Source organism: Streptomyces tailanensis (genome assembly GCF_008386495.1).
Lineage (GTDB): Bacteria > Actinomycetota > Actinomycetes > Streptomycetales > Streptomycetaceae > Streptomyces > Streptomyces tailanensis.
Genome location: NZ_VTHJ01000005.1, coordinates 1 through 17,760, shown reverse-complemented (window position 1 = coordinate 17,760; position 17,760 = coordinate 1). Strand labels below are relative to the sequence as shown.

The window sequence follows — 17,760 nt, the reverse complement described above, 5'->3', positions numbered from 1 at the left end:
CATCTAGAAAGACGCACAGGGAAACCCAATGGTTGTCTCTGTGGGCACAAGTCGCTTACGTTCAGCCTCAATCCGGACGGACGCCCAATCCTGCCGCCGACCGGAGCCGCGTACCGACCCGATCCACGGCAGGAGCGGGGGACCCACAGGTAGTACCGCCTGTTCCGGTCTCCGGAACGGCTAGGGGTAAAGCCGTGCGCAAGCACGGCCGGGCATCTCCAGCCCGCACCCGACAGCTCACCTCGCAGGCGCCGGAGAGGAATCCGCCATGCCCGCGAAGGGTAAGCACCGCCGCCCGAAATCCCAGCGCTTCACCCGCTCGATCGCCGCCGCCGGAACCGGTGGCGCGGCGCTCGCGCTGCCGTTGATAGGGGCCGCCGGCGCCCATGCCGCGACCCCGACGGCCGCCGTTTCCGGCGTTCCGGAGAAGGCCTCGGTCGCCGAAAGGGCGGTCGTGGAGCAGGGCGCGAGGCTTGAGCAGGCCGAGAAGGCCGCGCAGGCGGAGAAGACCGCCGCCACCAAGAAGGCGGCGACCACGACCTACTCGGTGAAGGTCGGCGACTACCTCGCGAAGATCGCGGAGGAGCAGGATGTCGACGGGGGCTGGAAGCAGCTCTACGCCGACAACCGGTCCGCGATCGGCTCCGACCCGTCGCTCATCCACCCGGGGCTCAAGCTCACGATCGGTGGTGCGGCCGCGTCGAGCGACACGTCCCCGTCGTCGACGAAGGCCCCGTCGCCGGAGTCCTCGAAGTCCTCCGAGTCCTCCCAGTCGTCCAAGACCTCCCAGTCCTCGACGCAGGAGACCAAGGAGTCGACCTCCACCACGTCGACCAGCCAGGCCGCCGAAACCAGCGGCTCCGGGTTCAGCCTGCCCATCCTGGGCTCCTCGGTCGGCACCGCGTACAAGACCGCGGGCAGCATGTGGTCCAGCGGTTACCACACCGGTGTCGACTTCGCGGCGCCGACCGGCACGAGCCTCAAGGCCGTGGGCGCGGGCACCGTCGTCTCGGCCGGCTGGGGCGGTGCGTACGGCAACCAGGTCGTCATCAAGCTCGCCGACGGGTACTACGCGCAGTACGCCCACCTGTCCTCCATCTCCGTTTCCGCGGGGCAGTCCGTGAGCGGCGGGCAGCAGATCGGCCTCTCCGGGGCGACCGGCAACGTCACCGGGCCGCACCTGCACTTCGAGATCCGTACGACCCCGAACTACGGGTCGGACATCGATCCGCTGGCTTATCTGCGGCAGAAGGGCGTCAGCATCTGACGTGCCGGATCTGCGTGGCTGATGGCCGGACCCTCTTCCTGGGGGTCCGGCCTTTGGCCGTGTTCGGGGTGCGTTGCGGTCTGGGTGGGTGTGGGGCAGAGTTGCTCCCAACTGTCGTGCAAGCGCTTTCTGTTGACTCGCCACCATGCCCGTACAGAAGGAGATTCATGACCAGCCGCAGAGCCTTCGGGGCCCTCGCTGTCGGCGCCGCACTTGCGGCGGCCACGCCTACGGCTACCGCGCATACAGGTGAGGGGGCGGGGCCGGGCCGGCGGCGGGGGCGGCTGATCGCGGCGGACGACTTTCGGCATGGGCTCGGGCAGTGGGTCACCGAGTCGCAGGACGGGGGGACGGTCACCGCTGGGGGTGGTGTGCTGGAGATCGATGTGCCCAGCGGCGCTACGGTCTGGTTCCGGCGGAAGTTGGAGGGGCCGTACGTCATCGAGTACACGGCCACGCCGGTCGCCGCGGGAGGCGCCAACGACCGGGTTTCGGATCTCAATAACTTCTGGAACGCCGTCGATGTGCGTTCGCCCGACGACTTGTTCGCCACGCCGCGTGGGGGTGCGCTGCCGGAGTACGACTACCTCAAGACGTACTACTCCGGTTACGGGGCCAACTACAACACGACGACGCGGCTGCGGCGTTACGTCGGCGAGGCGGGGGTGCGGCCGCTTCTTCTCGACTACACCGAGCCGTTGCTCGTCGCGAATGAGCCGCATCGTGTCCGGATCGTCTCCGACGGGGCCGTCGTGCGGTGGTGGAACAACGGGCGGCTTGTCTTCGACTACGTGGACCCCGAGCCGTACACCGGTGGGCACTTCGGCTTTCGGACCGTGTGGAGTCACTTTCGGATCGAGGGGTTTCGGGTGTGGCGGATCTTGGGGTGAGGCTGGTGGCGGGCGTTTGGGGTGAGGCTGATGACCTGCGTCTATTCCGGGTTGACCGATACTTGACGCGTGGTCTATCTCACCGGCCGTCAACCCTTTATTACGGTCGCGTAGGTCACATCGGAAGGTGAATCATGGGCCGACGTGGCAGACGATTCGAAGAATGACAGCAGAGACGTGATCGGGTCGTACGTTGCGGTGGGGGACAGCTTCACCGAGGGCGTCGGCGATCCCGGGCCCGACGGGGCGTTCGTCGGTTGGGCCGATCGGTTCGCGGTACTTCTCGCGGACCGGGTGCCCGAGGGCGACTTCGACTACACCAACCTCGCCGTGCGAGGGAAGCTTCTCGATCAGATCGTGGAGGACCAGGTGCCGCGGGCCCTGGAGCTCGCGCCCGATCTGATCTCCTTCTGCGCGGGCGGCAACGACATCATCCGGCCCGGCACCGATCCCGACGAGGTCGCCGAGCGGTTCGAGCGGGCGATTGCCACGCTCACTTCGGCGATCGGCACCGTGATGGTGACCACCGGGTTCGATACGCGTGATGTGCCTGTGCTGAGGCATCTGCGGGGCAAGATCGCTACGTACAACGGGCATGTGCGGGCCATTGCGGACCGGTACGGCTGCCCTGTGCTGGACCTGTGGTCCCTCAAGACGGTGCAGGATCGGCGGGCCTGGGACGACGACCGGTTGCATCTCTCGCCCGAGGGGCATACGCGGGTCGCGCTGCGGGCCGGGCAGGTGCTGGGGGTCGAGGTGCCGGCCGATCCTGAGCAGCCGTGGCCTCCGCTGCCGCCGCGGGGGACTTTCGAGGTGCGTCGCGACAACATCCAGTGGGCGCGGGACTATTTGGTGCCGTGGATCGGGCGGCGGCTGCGGGGGGAGTCCTCCGGGGACCATGTGTCGGCGAAGGGGCATCTGTCGCCGGACGACATCAAGATGCGGATCGGGTCGGTGGCCTGAACCTCCGGCGGTTGGGCCGGGGCGCGTGGGGTGCGTTGGGGGTCGGGGTCATGCCGGTGTGTCCGCCCGTCGCTTGGTGCCCCACTGCTCGGGGTTTGATGGGCTGAGGTTCTCTGGGCCGCTCTACGCGACGGGCGTGACGCACCGGCACGGCCCCCGTCCGTTGTTGCGCGGCCGGCCCTCCGTTGTGGTGGCGGCCCCTGCTCAGCGAGTTGTGGCTGTCAGGTTTCGCGGGGCAGGCCCAGTTCGCAGGCCAGGGCCTCGTCGGTCCAGTCCTGGGCGTGGGTGTGGGACAGAGGCGCCAGCCCTTGGCCTGGCCGGTCGGGGCGTACCAGCGGATGGCTGCGCGGAGGCGGCGGAGGGCGGTCGTGCGGCGGCTCAGTAGTTCGCGCAGGTGGGCCAGGTCGTCCTCGGTCGCGTAGCGGAATGCCTCGGCCACCAGCTTTTCCTTGGTGGCGAAGTGGTAGAGCACCAGGGCGTTGCTCACCCCGAGTGCGGTGGCCACGTCGGCGATGCGTACCACCGCGACGCCGCGCGCCTCGATCTGTTCCATGGCGGCCCGGACCAGCTCTTCACGCCGCTCGGCCACGCTCAACCGCACCCTGGTCACGCGGTAACCCTAATTGCGTCGGTATGTGAACGCCGGGGAGCTGAGGGTGTGTGGCGGGCCGGCAGGTTCACCGGTGCCAGTCGAACCGTGCCGCGATCACCGGCAATCGGTCGGCGACGACGGCGTGGGCGGCTGCGCGAGGGGTCGTGGTGTCGGTCTCGGCGCGGGAGAGGATCTGGTCGACGAGGGTGCGCATGGCGTGGCGGGTGTGGGTGAAGGCCTCGTCCGCGGTGGGGGCGATGTCGCCGAAGAGGGTCCACCACCACCAGGCGTTCGTGGCGGAGTTGACCACGACGTCCGGCAGGATCGTCACCCCGCGGGCGGCGAGCAGGTTCTCCGCCTCCGGGAGGACGGGCATGTTGGCCGCCTCGGCGATCAGACGGGCGGTGATCCGGAGCTGGTTGTCCGGGGTGATCGCGTACGACACGGCCGCGGGTACCAGTACGTCGGCGTCGGTGGCGAGCCAGGCGTCCCCCGCGCTTTCGTGGTCGTCCGGGCGCAGTGCGGCGCGGTCCACTGTGCCGTAGGGGTCGCGGGCGGCCAGCAGGGTCTCGACGTCCAGGCCGTCGGGGTTGGTGATGGTGCCCTTGATGTCGGCGACGGCGACGATCGTGAGGCCCGCTCGGGACAGGAAGCGGGCGGTGGCTCCGCCCATGGTTCCGAGGCCCTGTACGGCGACGCGGGTTCCGGTGTGGGGCATCCCGGCTCGGTCCAGGGTGGTGAGTACGGATTCGGCTACGCCGCAGCCTCCGACCAACTCGTCGAGGCCCATGCCGTCGACCTCGACCGCGAAGGCGTCCGTCAGGCGTCGGCGCGCCGTCGTCTCGTCGTCGAGGAGGGGGTAGACGGCTTGGATCGTCGAGACGAGGCCGGCCTCGGTGGCCGCTCGGTCCACCAGGTCCTGGGTGAGGCCCAGGTCCTCCCCGGTCGTCCAGAAGGTCTCGATGTACGGGCGCATCGCGCGCAGATAGCGGACGAGGACTCCGTACGCCTCCGGGGCCCGGGGGTCGTAGTCGATGCCGCCCTTGGCGCCGCCGAGGGGGACGTAGCGGTTGTCGGCGTTGTAGTGGAGCGCCTCCTTCATGGTCATGCCGCGGGCCAGGCCGGTGACCTCGTCGAGGGTGCAGCCCGGGCGCATCCGGAGGCCGCCGCTGGAGACGCCGCGTACGAGTCGGTCCACGACGAGGAAGCCCCGCTGTCCTGTGACGTGGTCGGTCCAGGTGAGCGACAGGAAGGGGGCGGTCGGGGAGGACATCGAGGGCTCCTCGGGCGTGGCCGGGGGAAGCGGCGGGCCGGTGGGAACAGAGGGGGCTACTGAACCGTTGATCAGTATGGCAGTGAGGAGTGACGGGCTGGACCCGGCGCTGTCGGAGGGGCGGACCATAATGGAATGCCTCAGCGAATTCACCAGGAGGTGCCGTGTCCGGTTCCCGTTCCCTGAGCTCGGGGCTGCGTGCCGTGCAGCCAGCCGCCTTCGGCGCGGATCCGAGTGGTGCCCGGCTGGAGCGGATCCGCAGATCCCCGCATTTCGCGGGTGGTGCCTTCGTGAATCCCGAGGGCGCCCGGGTTCGTCCCTCCGGCGGTGTCGCGCTGGAGATGGCGAAGAGACAGTTCCGCAAGGAGGAGCGCCTTCAGCGCGCCCCGGTCGGTCTGATCCCTGTGCACTCCACGACCCTCGCCGACCTTGCCAAGCCGCCTGTGAGTGGCTTGCGGATCACATGGATGGGTCACTCGAGTGTGCTCGCGGAGATCGACGGGCATCGGGTGCTGTTCGACCCCGTCTGGGGCGAGCGCTGTTCCCCGTTCGCCTTCGCCGGGCCCAAGCGGCTGCACCCCGTGCCCCTGCCGCTGGCCGCGCTCGGGCCGGTCGATGTCGTCGTCATCTCGCACGACCACTACGACCACCTGGACATGCCCACGATCAAGGAGCTGGCCGGCACGGACACGGTCTTCGCGGTGCCGCTCGGCGTCGGCGCCCATCTGGAGCACTGGGGTGTGTCCGAGGGGCGCATCCGCGAGCTGGACTGGCAGGAGACGACGAAGATCGGCGGTCTCACCCTGACCGCCACCCCTGCCCGCCACTTCTGCGGCCGGGGACTGCGCAACACCCAGCACACGCTGTGGGCTTCCTGGGCCGTCGCCGGTGACGAGCACCGGATCTATCACAGCGGGGACACCGGGTACTTCAAGGGCTTCAAGGACATCGGCGCGGAGCACGGGCCGTTCGACATCACCATGATCCAGATCGGTGCTTATAGCGAGTTCTGGCCTGACATCCACATGACGCCCGAGGAGGGGCTGCAGACCCATCTCGATCTGCAGGGCGGGCAGTCGAGCGGTGTGCTGCTGCCGATCCACTGGGCGACGTTCAATCTGGCGCCGCACGCCTGGGCGGAGCCGGGGGAGCGCACGATGTGGGCCACGCACGGGGCGGGGGTGACGCTGGCCTCGCCGCGGCCGGGGGAGCCGTTCGAGCCGAAGAACACGCCGCCGGTGAATCCGTGGTGGCGGGCGGTGGCGCAGCAGCCGGTCGGTGGCTGGGCCGCGTGGCCGCCGGTGGGGGAGCGGTTGGATCTGGTGGCGGAGAGCTGACACCCGCGTTGAGAATTCTCCCGATGGGGTGATTTTTGGATTGACGGCGAGGGCCGGAGGGCAAATTGCTCTCCGGCCCTCGCCGTCTGTTGTCGACCTGTCATCGACCCACTCCGATCGGCTCTGATCGGAATCCGGTCGCAATCCGGTCGCAAAGAGAATGCGACAAGAACGCGCGTCCGAATAATTGCCGGTCTTTCATGCGGGCCTCATACCAGAGCGAGACGCTTTGCGGAGGCCTTTGTCAACTGCGCACCGCACATGGCCCGTTGGTGACTACTGTGAGTTTCCGTCGGACGACGCAGGGCTGAATTCTTCGGCTCTCCCGATCGGCATGCGATGGCGCATGCCCAAGTCGCCCAGACGCGGCACCCCCACGCCCCAGACGGACCAGTTCGAGGACGCTGATGTCTCACCTTCGCGCACCGGCCGCACGCGCAGACCGCCGTGAGGGCGGGCGGCACGGGCGATCGGCCACCCGCGCCGTCCCCTCGCTGCCCGAGATCCACATACGGCCACAGCTGCTGCGTCTGGCGGTCCTGCCCCCCACCGCCGTGGCCCTCAGCGCCTGCGCCGCCGTGCTCTTCACCGTCCGCGCCGGCGGAGCCCGCCCGAGTCTCACTGTGTGGGCGGTGCTCGCCGGAGCCGCCGCGGTGGCCCTCGCCGGCATCGCGATCGCCGCCGTCGCGGCTGGCCGCACCGCCAAGTCCGTACGCGAACGCCTGGGCGCCCTGTGCCAGATCAGCACCAAGGGCGAGGACGACCTGCGCGCCCTCGTCGACGCGCTCCGGCGCGGCGAACAGCCGCCCGCGCGCGGCCCACGCACCAAGACCGCCGCCGACGCCGACGACTTCGAGCAGCTCACCGCCGACCTGGCGCGCGCCCACGACAGCGCCGTCACCGCCGTCGTCCAGGCCTCGCAGCTCTCCAGCCACGTGGGCAGCGAACAGAAGCTCGAAGTCTTCGTGAACCTGGCGCGGCGGCTCCAGTCCCTGGTGCAGCGCGAGATCTCCATCCTGGACGACCTGGAGAACGAGATCGAGGACCCGGATCTCCTCAAGGGCCTCTTCCACGTCGACCACCTCGCCACCCGCATCCGCCGCCACGCCGAGAACCTCGCCGTCCTCGGCGGCGCCGTCTCCCGCCGTCAGTGGAGCAACCCCGTCTCCATGACGGAGGTGCTGCGCTCCGCGATCGCCGAGGTCGAGCAGTACTCCCGGGTCAAGCTGGTGCCACCGGTCGACGGCACCCTGCGCGGGCACGCCGTCGCCGACGTCATCCACCTGCTCGCCGAACTCGTCGAGAACGCCACGGTGTTCTCCGCCCCGCACACCCAAGTGCTGCTCCGCGCCAACATCGTCACCTCCGGCCTCGCCGTCGAGGTCGAGGACCGCGGCCTCGGCATGCCGGTCACCGAGCAGAACAAGATGAACGCCCTGCTCGCCGACCCCGACCAGGTCAACGTCGCCAGCCTGCTCCAGGACGGCCGCATCGGCCTCTTCGTGGTCTCGCAGCTCGCCCGCCGCCACGGCATCCAGGTCCGCCTCCAGACCAACATCTACGGCGGCGTCCAGGCCGCCTTCGTCCTCCCGCAGGGGCTGCTGGGCAGCGACGACCAGGGCGTCACCCTCGGCGACCTGACGCAGACCCAGCCCCAGGCCCAGACCCAGCAGAACACCGGCGCCCGGCACCCGTCCGCCCGCCCCCGCCACGCGCAACCCCCCACCGCCCAGCGGACATCGGCCCCTGAGCCCGCGGCGCGACCGGCGTCCGCGCAGCCGTTCCGGCCGACCTCGGCACAGTCCGCGCGCCCGGAGCGGCCGGGCCCCGGCCCGTCCGCCGCGGGCCCGATCCGTCCCTCCGTGCCCCGGCAGCAGGGCCCCGACAGAGGAAACCGTCAGCACGGTCAGGGCCGGGGCAACAGCGGCCTCGACCCGCTGCCCGTGCGTGGCGCCCGTGAGGAGCGGCCCAACCCGGCCGAGGCCCGGCCCGGCATCCGCCCCGACGAGCGGCGAACCGTCGCGGACAATACCGCGACGCCCCCGACCCCGCGCGCCGGCGGCACCATACGCGGCACGATGGGCAAGCCGCAGCTGCCTCGCCGCCGCGCCCAGCAGCACATCGTGCCCCAGCTCCGCGGCGGCCCCCCGCCCACGCCCCGCCAGGACCCCGACCACTACGTCGGCCACGACCCCGGACTCATGGCGGCGTTCCAGCGCGGCATCGGACTCGCCGAGGCCCGCCAGACGGAGACCTCCGACTGGGACACCGCCACGCTCGACACGACCCCCGTCGACCTGGCACCACCGGACGCCTCGTCCCGCATCGACCCGGGACACCTGGACCCGCCGTCACGGACAGACCCGGGCCACCTGGACCCGCAGTCCCGCATCGACTTGGGCAACTTGAACACGACGTCCGGCACCGGCATGGGCTACTTGGACCCGATGTCCCGCACCGGCACAGGCCACACGGACCCGACGTCGCACATCAACACGGGTCGCATGGACGCCCTCCACATGGAGCTGGCCCACATGGACGCCCCGCACAAGGACGCGGCACAGCCCCTGGGCGGACCCACCAGGGGCGCCGCCCCCATCGCCGTACCGCCGTCGACCCTCGACGCCGCACCTGACCTCACGCCACCCCGGCAAGACGGGAGCACACCCGCCGGATGATCAGCCCCTTCTCCACCCCCACCGCCGTCCCCACCTCCTCCGCTCCCACCGACCTTCGTACCCCAAGGAGTCGATCCACCATGGCGAGCGACGCGCCGACCGGCCATGTATCCGATCTCGACTGGCTGATGAGCGGTCTAGTGCAGCGCGTACCGCACACGACGAGCGCGGTGCTGCTGTCCAGCGACGGGCTCGTGAAGTCGGTCCACGGCCTTGACCCGGACAGCGCCGACCACATGGCGGCGTTGGCATCCGGCCTGTACTCCCTCGGCCGCAGCGCGGGTGTCCGCTTCGGCGACGGCGGTGACGTACGCCAGGTCGTCGTCGAACTCGACGCGAACCTGCTGTTCGTCTCCACCGCGGGCTCCGGAACGTGCCTCGCCGTGCTCGCCGGCCGCGAGGCCGACGCCGCGGTCCTCGGCTACGAGATGGCGATGCTGGTCAAGAGCGTCCGCCCGTATCTGGTCACCCAGCCCCGCCAGGCCGTCGAACCCTCGGCGATGAGGCCTTGAGCGTGGCCGTGTCCGGCGACGGGCCCCTGTACGACGACGCCGCCGGTCGGCTGGTGCGCCCGTACACCGTCATCAACGGCCGGACCCGGCCGACCACCGCGCTCGATCTCCTCTCCCAGGTGATGGCCACCGGGGCGACCCCCCTCGGCTATCTCGGCCCCGAGCACGCAACCGCACTCGACCTGTGCCGGGCACCCATCTCGGTCGCCGAGGTCGCCGCCCACCTCAAGCTGCCGGCGGCGGTCACCAAGGTGCTGCTGTCCGACCTGGTCGACTGCGGAGCCCTCACCACCAAGCCCCCGGTTTTCCACCACAACCCGACAGACCGGTCTCTTCTGGAGGCAGTGCTCGATGGACTACGACGACAGCTCTGACCCCTTTCCCACCGCACTGAAGATCTTGGTGGCGGGAGGGTTCGGGGTAGGCAAGACGACCTTCGTCGGCGCGGTGAGCGAGATCGCGCCGCTGAGCACGGAGGAACTGCTCACCACCGTGAGCGTCGCGACGGACAGCCTCGACGGAGTCGAGAACAAGGTCGAGACGACCGTGGCCATGGACTTCGGCCGCATCACCCTCGACCCGCACCATGTGCTCTATCTGTTCGGCACGCCCGGGCAGCAGCGTTTCTGGTTCATGTGGGACGAGCTCTCCGAAGGCGCCCTCGGCGCGGTCATCCTCGCCGACACCCGCCGTCTGGAGGACTGTTTCGCCGCCGTCGACTTCTTCGAGCAGCGCGGCCTCGGCTTCATCGTCGCCGTCAACGAGTTCGACGGCTCCTTCCGCTACGACGCCGACGAGGTGCGTGCGGCGCTCGACCTCGACCCGGAGATCCCCGTCGTCTGCTGCGACGCCCGAATCTCCAGCTCGGGCGTACAGACCCTGCTCACCCTCGTACGCCACCTCCTCGCCCACACTCCCGCGCAGCTGCCCAGCCACGGGGCCCACACATGACGCACGACACGAGCCGCGGAGCCCATCGATGACCCCTGACCCGATCCGCGGAGCCCGGCAATGAGTTACGAGCCGCGCCCGGTCGGCCGCCTGCTGCTGACCCCGGAGGACCGCGACGCCCCCGAGCGCGTACGGCGGCTGCGGCTGCTCGGGCTCGGGGAGTACGCCGAACCGGCCCTCGACGCGTTCGCGGACCGGCTCGCCGAGGTTGCCTCCGTGCCGTACGCGATGGTCAACTTCATCGATGGGCACCGGCAGTTCTTCGCGGGCCTGCACGCGCCCCGGGACGCGACGGGGGACACGGACGCCGTGCTCGGGGCGGATCGCCGCCTGGCCCGTGACCACGGCTTCTGCCCCTATGTCGTGGTCCGCCGCAAGGCACTCGTCCTCGACGACGTGCGCGAGTACCCGAAGTTCGCCGGGAATCCCGTCGTCGACGACCACGGCGTCCGCTCCTATCTGGGCGCCCCGCTGATCGACCGCACGGGCATCGCCCTCGGCACGGTCTGCGTCATCGACGTACAGCCCAGGCCCTGGGGCAGGGCGGGCCTGGAGACCATCAAGGCGATGGCGGCGGAGCTGGCCCGGCGGATCGAGGGGCGGGAGGCGTTCCCGTAGCCGGGGTGCGTCCGGAGGGTGTGAAGGAAAGCTGCGGCTGAGGTTAAGAAAACCTCGATGGACCCGGGGTAGCGGTGTACGGCAGATTTCTCTGCGTTCCCACCCCTCTCCCCGGTACGGGCCCGTTCGTCATGCCTGCTCCGGGACCTCACCCACAGGAGCCGTAGCGTTGAAGGCGCTGGTCAAGGAGAAGGCGGAGCCCGGGCTGTGGCTCGTGGACGTCCCGGAGCCGGAGATCGGCCCCGGCGACGTACTGATCAAGGTCCTGCGGACCGGTATCTGCGGCACCGACCTGCACATCCGGTCCTGGGACGGCTGGGCCCGACAGGCCATCCGTACGCCGCTGGTGGTCGGCCACGAGTTCGTGGGCGAGGTCGTCGGGACCGGCCGTGACGTCGCCGACATCCAGGTCGGCGACCGGGTCAGCGGTGAGGGCCATCTGGTGTGCGGCAAGTGCCGCAACTGCCTTGCCGGGCGGCGCCATCTGTGCCGCGCCACCGTCGGCCTCGGGGTCGGGCGCGACGGCGCCTTCGCGGAGTACGTGGCATTGCCCGCCGCCAATGTCTGGGTGCACCGCGTTCCGGTCGACCTCGACATCGCCGCGATCTTCGACCCGTTCGGCAACGCCGTGCACACCGCGCTGTCCTTTCCGCTCGTCGGCGAGGACGTCCTGATCACCGGTGCCGGCCCGATCGGCCTGATGGCCGCCGCCGTCGCCCGGCACGCGGGTGCGCGGAGCGTCGTGATCACGGATGTCAGCGAGGAGCGGCTGGAGCTGGCCCGCAAGGTCGGCGTGAGCCTCGCGCTGAACGTCTCGGACACTCGAATCGCCGACGGGCAGCGGCAGTTGGGCCTGCGCGAGGGCTTCGACATCGGCCTGGAGATGTCCGGCCGACCCGAGGCGCTGCGCGACATGATCGCCAACATGACCCATGGCGGGCGTATCGCCATGCTCGGCCTGCCGTCCCAGGAGTTCCCGGTCGACTGGGCCCGGATCGTCACCTCCATGATCACCATCAAGGGCATTTACGGCCGCGAGATGTTCGAGACCTGGTACGCGATGTCGGTGCTCCTGGAGGGCGGCCTCGACCTCGCTCCCGTGATCACTGGCCGCTACGGCTACCGCGACTTCGAGGCGGCGTTCGCGGACGCGGCAAGTGGCCGTGGCGGCAAGGTCATCCTCGACTGGACCGCGTAACCCCCTTACGGAGCAAGCACTTCAGGAGCTTCCCATGTTCGATTCCGTGCGCGACGACCTGCGCGCCACCCTCGACGAGATCCGCGCCGCCGGTCTGCACAAGCCCGAGCGGGTCATCGGCACCCCGCAGTCCAGGGCGGTGAACGTCACCGCGGGCGGCTGTCCCGGCGAGGTCCTCAACTTCTGCGCGAACAACTACCTCGGCCTCGCCGACCACCCCGAGGTGATCGCCGCCGCCCACGAGGCGCTCGACCGCTGGGGCTACGGCATGGCCTCGGTCCGCTTCATCTGCGGTACGCAGGAGGTGCACAAGGAACTGGAGGCCCGGCTGTCGGCGTTCCTTGGGCAGGAGGACACGATCCTGTACTCCTCCTGCTTCGACGCCAACGGCGGAGTCTTCGAGACCCTCCTCGGCCCCGAGGACGCGGTGATCTCCGACGCCCTCAACCACGCCTCGATCATCGACGGCATCCGCCTGTCGAAGGCCCGCCGCTTCCGGTACGCCAACCGTGATCTGGCCGACTTGGAACGGCAGTTGAAGGAGGCGGTCGAGGGTGGCGCGCGCCGGAAGCTGATCGTCACGGACGGTGTCTTCTCCATGGACGGCTATGTGGCGCCCTTGGGCGACATCTGCGATCTCGCCGACCGGTACGACGCCATGGTCATGGTCGACGACTCGCACGCCGTCGGCTTCACCGGCCCCGGCGGCCGTGGCACCCCCGAACTGCACGGCGTCATGGACCGCGTCGACATCATCACCGGTACCCTCGGCAAGGCGCTCGGCGGCGCCTCCGGCGGTTACGTCGCGGCCCGCGCCGAGATCGTCGCCCTGCTGCGCCAGCGCTCCCGCCCGTACCTCTTCTCGAACACGCTCGCCCCCGTGATCGCCGCCGCCTCGCTCAAGGTCCTCGACCTCCTTGAATCGGCCGACGACCTGCGGGTCCGGCTCGCGGAGAACACCGCGCTCTTCCGCCGCCGGATGACGGAGGAGGGCTTCGACATCCTCCCCGGCGACCATCCCATCGCGCCGGTGATGATCGGTGACGCGGCGAAGGCGGGCCGCCTGGCCGAGCTGCTGCTGGAGCGGGGGGTGTACGTGATCGGCTTCTCCTACCCGGTGGTCCCGCAGGGGCAGGCTCGTATCCGCGTCCAGCTGTCCGCGGCGCACTCGACGGCGGACGTCAACCGGGCGGTGGACGCGTTCGTGGCAGCGCGGGACGAGCTGGAGGCCTGAGGCCCGATCGGGACCCGATCTGGCGGAAAGCGGCATTTGAGAGAATCAATCCCATGATCGAAGCGCGGCGGCTCCACATCCTCCGTGCGGTGGCCGACCACCGCACCGTGACGGCGGCTGCCGCCGCGCTGTACCTCACCCCGTCCGCCGTCTCCCAGCAGCTGACCGCCCTGGAACAGGAGACGGGCCACCGTCTGGTCGAGCGCGGCGCGAAGGGCGTACGGCTGACCCCGGCCGGCGAGATCCTGCTCTCCCACACCAACGCGGTCCTCGCCCAACTGGAGCGGGCGGAGGCCGAGTTGGCAGCGTACAGCTCGGGCGCCGCCGGCACGGTCACCGTCGCCTCCTTCGCGACCGGCATCGCCCTGGTCGTCGCGCCCGCCCTGGCCCGCCTCGCCGCTTCGGCGCCCGGCATCCGCCTCCGCGTCCAGGACGCCGAGGGCGACGCCAGCCTCCCGATGGTGCTGGACCGGCAGGTCGACATCGCCGTCGCCGTCGAGTACCGAGGCGCACCCGCCGCCGACGATCCGCGCCTGACCCACGTTCCGCTGTACGCCGAGCCCTTCGACGCCGTCGTCCCCGTCACTCACCGGCTGGCCGACGCCGACGAGATCCCGCTCGCCGAACTGGCCAAGGACCCGTGGATCGGCCCGTATCCAGGCAACCCCTGCCATGACGTGGTGGTCCTGGCCTGCGAGAACGCCGGTTTCCAGCCCCGCCTCGAACACTCCTCGGACGACTTCCGCGCGGTCGTCGCCCTCGCCTCCGCCGACGCGGGTGTCGCCCTCGTGCCCCGCTCCGCCCTGCGCGGCATGGACCTGACGGGAGTCGTCGTACGCCCCGTCGACGGGGTGGCTCCCACCCGCCGTGTCTTCGCCGCCGTACGCCGTGGCGCGGAGGGGCACCCGCTGATCCGCCCGGTGCTGGAGGCGCTCGGAGAGGCGGGGGAGGCGGCCGGGTGAGGCGGGGAGCGGGCGGGTGAGACGGACCACTCCGTGCCTCTGTGTTTCATATCTGGGATAGGATCCCGGATATGGGAATCCGTGGGGGTGTGGAAAGCGCCCAGGAAGTGCTGGACCCCGTAGACGTCCGCCTGGCCGCCCGCCTGGCGGAGCTGCGGGCCGAACAGGGCTGGTCCCTGGGGGAGTTGGCGGAACGCAGCGGAGTGAGCCGCTCGACTCTCTCCCGGGCCGAACGCGCGGAGACCAGCCCCACGGCAGCGCTCCTGAACCGCCTCTGCCATGTCTACGGCCGGACCATGTCCCAGCTCCTCAGCGAGGTGGAGGCCGAGCCCGTCACCGTCGTACGCGCGGCCGACCAGGCCATCTGGGAGGACAAGACCTCCGGCTTCGTGCGACGGTCCGTGTCGCCGCCGGCCACCGGGCTGCGCGGCGAGGTGATCGAGGGGCGGCTCGCGGCCGGTGCGGACATCGCGTACTACGGGCCGTCCGTGCCCGGTCTCGAACAGCACATCTGGATCCTCGCCGGAACCCTCCAGGTGACGGACCGGGGTGTCGAGCACGAGTTGGGCGTCGGCGACTGTCTGCGGATGCGTGTCTGGGGGCCGACACGCTTCCGGTGCCCGGGCCCCGACGACGTCCGTTACACGCTGATGGTGGTGGAACCGTGATCGTGATCGCCAGACTCGACGCCTCCCAAGTCCTCGCCGAAGTTGAGGAGTTGGCTGACCTGCTGGTCGACACCGTGAACAGCGGGGCCTCCATAGGGTTCCTCGCCCCGCTCGACCGTGCGACCGCCGTCGCCTGGTGGCGGGAGTGCGCGGCCGGGGTCGCCGCCGGTGAACTCGCCGTGTGGGTGGCCCACGACGGCGGCCGGGTGGTCGGGACTGTCAGCCTGGCCTTCCCGGACAAGCCCAACAGCCGCCACCGGGCCGAGCTGATCAAGCTGATGGTCCATCGCGAGGGCCGGGGGCGGGGCCTCGGCCGCACCCTCCTCGCGACCGCCGAGCAGGCGGCCGCCGAGGCGGGCGTGACCCTGCTCCACCTGGACACCGAGACCGACAGCTCTGCCGAGTACCTCTACGGGAAGACCGGCTGGACGCGCACCGGGGTCATCCCCGACTACGCGGCGAACCCGGGCGGGGCGCTGCGGCCGACGTCGATCTACTACAAGCGGGTGGGGGCCGCGGCTCCCGCAGAGTGATTGTCAGTGGCGACGGCTACGGTGCGTCTCATGCCGGATGCCGAAGACGTACGACGAGTCGCCCTCTCCCTGCCCGACACCACCGAGAAGGTTGCCTGGAGCATGCCCACGTTCCGGGTCGCGGGGAAGATGTTCGCCACGCTGCCCGAGGACGAGACGTCCATGGCGGTGCGCTGTCCCAAGGAGGAGCGGGACGAACTGGTTCTGGCCGAGCCCGACAAGTTCTGGATCGCCGACCACGAGGCGGGTTTCGCCTGGGTGCGGGTGCGGCTGTCCGCCCTGGAGGACGAGCCCGAGCTGCGCGACATCCTCGCCGACTCCTGGCGTCAGGCGGCCCCGACCCGACTCCTGGACTCCTACCCGGAGTTGGGGCCTCCGGCCGCCGAGTGACATGACCGCCGGAGGCCCGGCCAGGGGGTCCCTCACACACTGACCTCGGCCCCCAGAAACCCGCCGATCCGCTCCCGCAGCGAGGCCGCGTCCAGTCCGTGTGCGGTCACGTGTTCCTCGATCTGGCCGTACCGCCGTAGCTCCCGACGGCCGACCCCGAGCCCCAGTACTCGGTGCGGTACGTCGACGAGCGCGTCGTTCGCGGCAGCCGTGGAGGTGCCCGCCAGATACGGCTCGACGAGCACGACGTCGGCACCCGTCCCGTCCGTCCCGTCCGTCGCCCGGTGCAGCGCCGCCGTGTCGAAGGGGCGGACGGTGGTCGCGTACAGCACGGTCACATCGAGCCCCTCCGTGGCCGCGACGACGGCGTCGAGAATCGGCCCGACCGCGACGACGACCCCGCGACGCCCCTCACGCACCGTGAGGAACCGCTTCCCGTCCACCGCGAGCGCCCGCTCGTTGGACTGCGCGGACAGCCGCACGTACACCTTGTCGTCCTTGCCCTCACCTGCCCCGACCGCGTGCCGGAGCAGGGTCTCGGCCTCGTCGGGATGACCCGGTACATGCACGGTCCAGCCGTCGAGCGTGTCGAGCAGGGCCACGTCGCCGGGTGCCATGTGGGTGTAGCCGCCCGCGGGCCAGTCGAACGAGGCGGCAGCGCTCACCAGCACCGCGCCCACGTCCTGGTGCCCGAGATCCAGCTTGAGCTGTTCGAAAGGCCGCTCGACCAGGAAGCTGGCGAACGTGTGCACCACGGGGCGCATCCCTGTCAGCGCGAGTCCCGCACCCGCGCCGACCAGCAGCTGCTCACGAATACCGACGTTGATCACCCGTTCCGGGTGCAGGCGCAGCGCTTCCGCGAAGCCGTCCCTGCCGATCTCGGCGCCCGGCACCAGCACCCGGTCCGGGTGATGGCCGAGCGGAGAGTCGTACGAGCCGAATCCCGGCAGCCAGTCGACCGGCACGAATCCCTTGGCCGCGAGCACCGCATAGTACGCCATCGGCCCGTGCCCCTTGGACAACTGGAACCGATCACGCGTCGGGTCCTCCATCCGCCCCGGCCCCACCCGCAGCACTCGGTCGTAGAGCACCCACAGCACGTCCAGGGCGGAGGTGGCGGCGGGCCCGTGCTTCTCGTCGCCCGTCATCAGTCCCATCAGCCGGTGCAGATCCGCGAAGCCGTACGTACGTTCCATGCTTCGTTCCGCTGTCGTCGTCATACCGACGATCGTGCAACCTCAACCAAACTTCAGGTCAAGCGCGAGTGCGGCGCCCCTCCCCGATAAACGGGTGCGCGACCACCGGCTCAAGTGCGGTATTGTTTCCGTGCGCGTTCAGCCAGGGGAAACCCCAGGTCAGACGGGCAACGGGACGTGGCGCAGCTTGGTAGCGCACTTGACTGGGGGTCAAGGGGTCGCAGGTTCAAATCCTGTCGTCCCGACAGTTGGATGAACTGTCATCGCAGGTCAGGGCCTTGGATCACATCATGTGAGACGGGCCCTTGATCGTTTCTGAGGCTTCGTCTCGCAATTTCTCACAAACGCGGATGATCAACGCTCAGCCGAGAAGCTCACTCAGCTTCTGCGAGCCTGCCTTGAGGCTCTGCGGGTCGGGGTGAACATAGACCTGTCAATCCCCTCGCAGCGTGGAGACGATCTATGCGGCCAGTCCCTCGGCGAGGGTGGCTCGGTAGT

General features: G+C 70.1%; 18 protein-coding genes, 1 tRNA gene, 1 pseudogene and 1 riboswitch. Of the genes and pseudogenes, 16 read left to right on the top strand and 4 right to left on the bottom strand.

Features of this window, described 5'->3' with window-relative positions:
- Positions 1-105: 105 nt before the first annotated feature.
- Positions 106-264: riboswitch (cyclic di-AMP (ydaO/yuaA leader) on the top strand.
- 4 nt (positions 265-268) lie between these two features.
- The 3 genes from F3T56_RS05815 (at position 269) to F3T56_RS05805 (ending at position 3,120) form a co-directional block, all read left to right on the top strand.
- The gene (locus tag F3T56_RS05815) at positions 269-1,267 is read left to right on the top strand and encodes a peptidoglycan DD-metalloendopeptidase family protein (RefSeq protein WP_149823606.1); all 999 of its coding nucleotides are present in this window, start codon (positions 269-271) and stop codon (positions 1,265-1,267) included.
- A 167-nt stretch (positions 1,268-1,434) separates the two neighbouring features.
- Positions 1,435-2,157, top strand: coding sequence for a DUF6250 domain-containing protein (locus F3T56_RS05810; protein WP_149823605.1), 723 nt, complete (start codon positions 1,435-1,437; stop codon positions 2,155-2,157).
- Between the two features lie 177 nt (positions 2,158-2,334).
- Entirely contained in the window at positions 2,335-3,120 is a 786-nt protein-coding gene (locus tag F3T56_RS05805; RefSeq protein ID WP_149823753.1) for an SGNH/GDSL hydrolase family protein, read from the top strand.
- Here the strand turns inward: F3T56_RS05805 and F3T56_RS47445 are convergent.
- Together F3T56_RS47445 and F3T56_RS05795 are read right to left on the bottom strand one after the other, a co-directional pair.
- Complete coding sequence (locus F3T56_RS47445) at positions 3,092-3,730, bottom strand: TetR/AcrR family transcriptional regulator (protein WP_246203434.1); 639 nt, start codon at positions 3,728-3,730, stop codon at positions 3,092-3,094. The genes F3T56_RS05805 and F3T56_RS47445 overlap by 29 nt on opposite strands.
- A 67-nt stretch (positions 3,731-3,797) precedes the next feature.
- Positions 3,798-4,985 (bottom strand): Glu/Leu/Phe/Val dehydrogenase dimerization domain-containing protein, encoded by a 1,188-nt coding sequence (locus F3T56_RS05795; RefSeq protein ID WP_149823604.1) that lies wholly within the window; start codon positions 4,983-4,985, stop codon positions 3,798-3,800.
- A gap of 164 nt (positions 4,986-5,149) precedes the next feature.
- Here F3T56_RS05795 and F3T56_RS05790 point away from each other — a divergent pair, with 164 nt between their 5' ends.
- The 12 genes from F3T56_RS05790 (at position 5,150) to F3T56_RS05735 (ending at position 16,066) form a co-directional block, all read left to right on the top strand.
- Complete coding sequence (locus F3T56_RS05790; protein ID WP_172638818.1) at positions 5,150-6,322, top strand: MBL fold metallo-hydrolase; 1,173 nt, start codon at positions 5,150-5,152, stop codon at positions 6,320-6,322.
- Positions 6,323-6,729: 407 nt separating this feature from the next.
- Positions 6,730-9,000: a sensor histidine kinase gene (locus F3T56_RS05785; RefSeq protein ID WP_216372926.1), complete on the top strand. Its 2,271-nt coding sequence runs from the start codon at positions 6,730-6,732 to the stop codon at positions 8,998-9,000.
- A gap of 80 nt (positions 9,001-9,080) precedes the next feature.
- Entirely contained in the window at positions 9,081-9,512 is a 432-nt protein-coding gene (locus tag F3T56_RS05780; protein ID WP_149823603.1) for a roadblock/LC7 domain-containing protein, read from the top strand.
- 2 nt (positions 9,513-9,514) lie between these two features.
- On the top strand, positions 9,515-9,886 hold the full coding sequence (locus F3T56_RS05775; protein WP_149823750.1) for a DUF742 domain-containing protein: 372 nt from the start codon (positions 9,515-9,517) through the stop codon (positions 9,884-9,886).
- On the top strand, positions 9,864-10,463 hold the full coding sequence (locus tag F3T56_RS05770) for a GTP-binding protein (RefSeq protein ID WP_149823602.1): 600 nt from the start codon (positions 9,864-9,866) through the stop codon (positions 10,461-10,463). Before F3T56_RS05775 ends, F3T56_RS05770 begins: the two co-directional genes overlap by 23 nt.
- Positions 10,464-10,523: 60 nt before the next feature.
- Positions 10,524-11,081 (top strand): GAF domain-containing protein, encoded by a 558-nt coding sequence (locus F3T56_RS05765; protein WP_149823601.1) that lies wholly within the window; start codon positions 10,524-10,526, stop codon positions 11,079-11,081.
- 169 nt (positions 11,082-11,250) lie between these two features.
- Positions 11,251-12,279 (top strand): L-threonine 3-dehydrogenase, encoded by a 1,029-nt coding sequence (gene tdh / locus F3T56_RS05760; RefSeq protein WP_149823600.1) that lies wholly within the window; start codon positions 11,251-11,253, stop codon positions 12,277-12,279.
- 34 nt (positions 12,280-12,313) lie between these two features.
- Positions 12,314-13,513 (top strand): glycine C-acetyltransferase, encoded by a 1,200-nt coding sequence (locus F3T56_RS05755; RefSeq protein ID WP_149823599.1) that lies wholly within the window; start codon positions 12,314-12,316, stop codon positions 13,511-13,513.
- A gap of 53 nt (positions 13,514-13,566) precedes the next feature.
- Complete coding sequence (locus tag F3T56_RS05750; protein ID WP_149823598.1) at positions 13,567-14,475, top strand: LysR family transcriptional regulator; 909 nt, start codon at positions 13,567-13,569, stop codon at positions 14,473-14,475.
- 71 nt (positions 14,476-14,546) lie between these two features.
- Positions 14,547-15,143, top strand: a complete 597-nt coding sequence (locus F3T56_RS05745) for a helix-turn-helix domain-containing protein (protein WP_149823597.1) — start codon at positions 14,547-14,549, stop codon at positions 15,141-15,143.
- Positions 15,143-15,676 (top strand): GNAT family N-acetyltransferase, encoded by a 534-nt coding sequence (locus tag F3T56_RS05740; RefSeq protein WP_149823749.1) that lies wholly within the window; start codon positions 15,143-15,145, stop codon positions 15,674-15,676. Before F3T56_RS05745 ends, F3T56_RS05740 begins: the two co-directional genes overlap by 1 nt.
- 30 nt (positions 15,677-15,706) lie before the next feature.
- Positions 15,707-16,066, top strand: a complete 360-nt coding sequence (locus F3T56_RS05735) for an MmcQ/YjbR family DNA-binding protein (RefSeq protein WP_172638817.1) — start codon at positions 15,707-15,709, stop codon at positions 16,064-16,066.
- Positions 16,067-16,098: 32 nt separating this feature from the next.
- Here the strand turns inward: F3T56_RS05735 and F3T56_RS05730 are convergent, their stop codons facing one another.
- A complete protein-coding gene (locus tag F3T56_RS05730; protein ID WP_246203449.1) occupies positions 16,099-17,016 on the bottom strand; it encodes a transketolase family protein in 918 nt (305 codons plus the stop codon).
- Positions 17,002-17,214, bottom strand: a pseudogene (locus tag F3T56_RS47440) (transketolase); the annotation flags it as partial. The gene F3T56_RS05730 and the pseudogene F3T56_RS47440, both read right to left, overlap by 15 nt.
- A 219-nt stretch (positions 17,215-17,433) precedes the next feature.
- Here F3T56_RS47440 and F3T56_RS05725 point away from each other — a divergent pair.
- Positions 17,434-17,507, top strand: a tRNA-Pro gene (locus F3T56_RS05725).
- Positions 17,508-17,760 lie beyond the last annotated feature (253 nt).

Bases quoted from the DNA above. Each gene is read 5' to 3' on its own strand.
- F3T56_RS05815 (WP_149823606.1), top strand. From the start codon at position 269: ATGCCCGCGAAGGGTAAGCACCGCCGCCCGAAATCCCAGCGCTTCACC.
- F3T56_RS05810 (WP_149823605.1), top strand. From the start codon at position 1,435: ATGACCAGCCGCAGAGCCTTCGGGGCCCTCGCTGTCGGCGCCGCACTT.
- F3T56_RS05795 (WP_149823604.1), bottom strand. From the start codon at position 4,985: ATGTCCTCCCCGACCGCCCCCTTCCTGTCGCTCACCTGGACCGACCAC.
- F3T56_RS05785 (WP_216372926.1), top strand. From the start codon at position 6,730: ATGTCTCACCTTCGCGCACCGGCCGCACGCGCAGACCGCCGTGAGGGC.
- F3T56_RS05780 (WP_149823603.1), top strand. From the start codon at position 9,081: ATGGCGAGCGACGCGCCGACCGGCCATGTATCCGATCTCGACTGGCTG.
- F3T56_RS05770 (WP_149823602.1), top strand. From the start codon at position 9,864: ATGGACTACGACGACAGCTCTGACCCCTTTCCCACCGCACTGAAGATC.
- F3T56_RS05765 (WP_149823601.1), top strand. From the start codon at position 10,524: ATGAGTTACGAGCCGCGCCCGGTCGGCCGCCTGCTGCTGACCCCGGAG.
- F3T56_RS05755 (WP_149823599.1), top strand. From the start codon at position 12,314: ATGTTCGATTCCGTGCGCGACGACCTGCGCGCCACCCTCGACGAGATC.
- F3T56_RS05750 (WP_149823598.1), top strand. From the start codon at position 13,567: ATGATCGAAGCGCGGCGGCTCCACATCCTCCGTGCGGTGGCCGACCAC.
- F3T56_RS05745 (WP_149823597.1), top strand. From the start codon at position 14,547: ATGGGAATCCGTGGGGGTGTGGAAAGCGCCCAGGAAGTGCTGGACCCC.
- F3T56_RS05735 (WP_172638817.1), top strand. From the start codon at position 15,707: ATGCCGGATGCCGAAGACGTACGACGAGTCGCCCTCTCCCTGCCCGAC.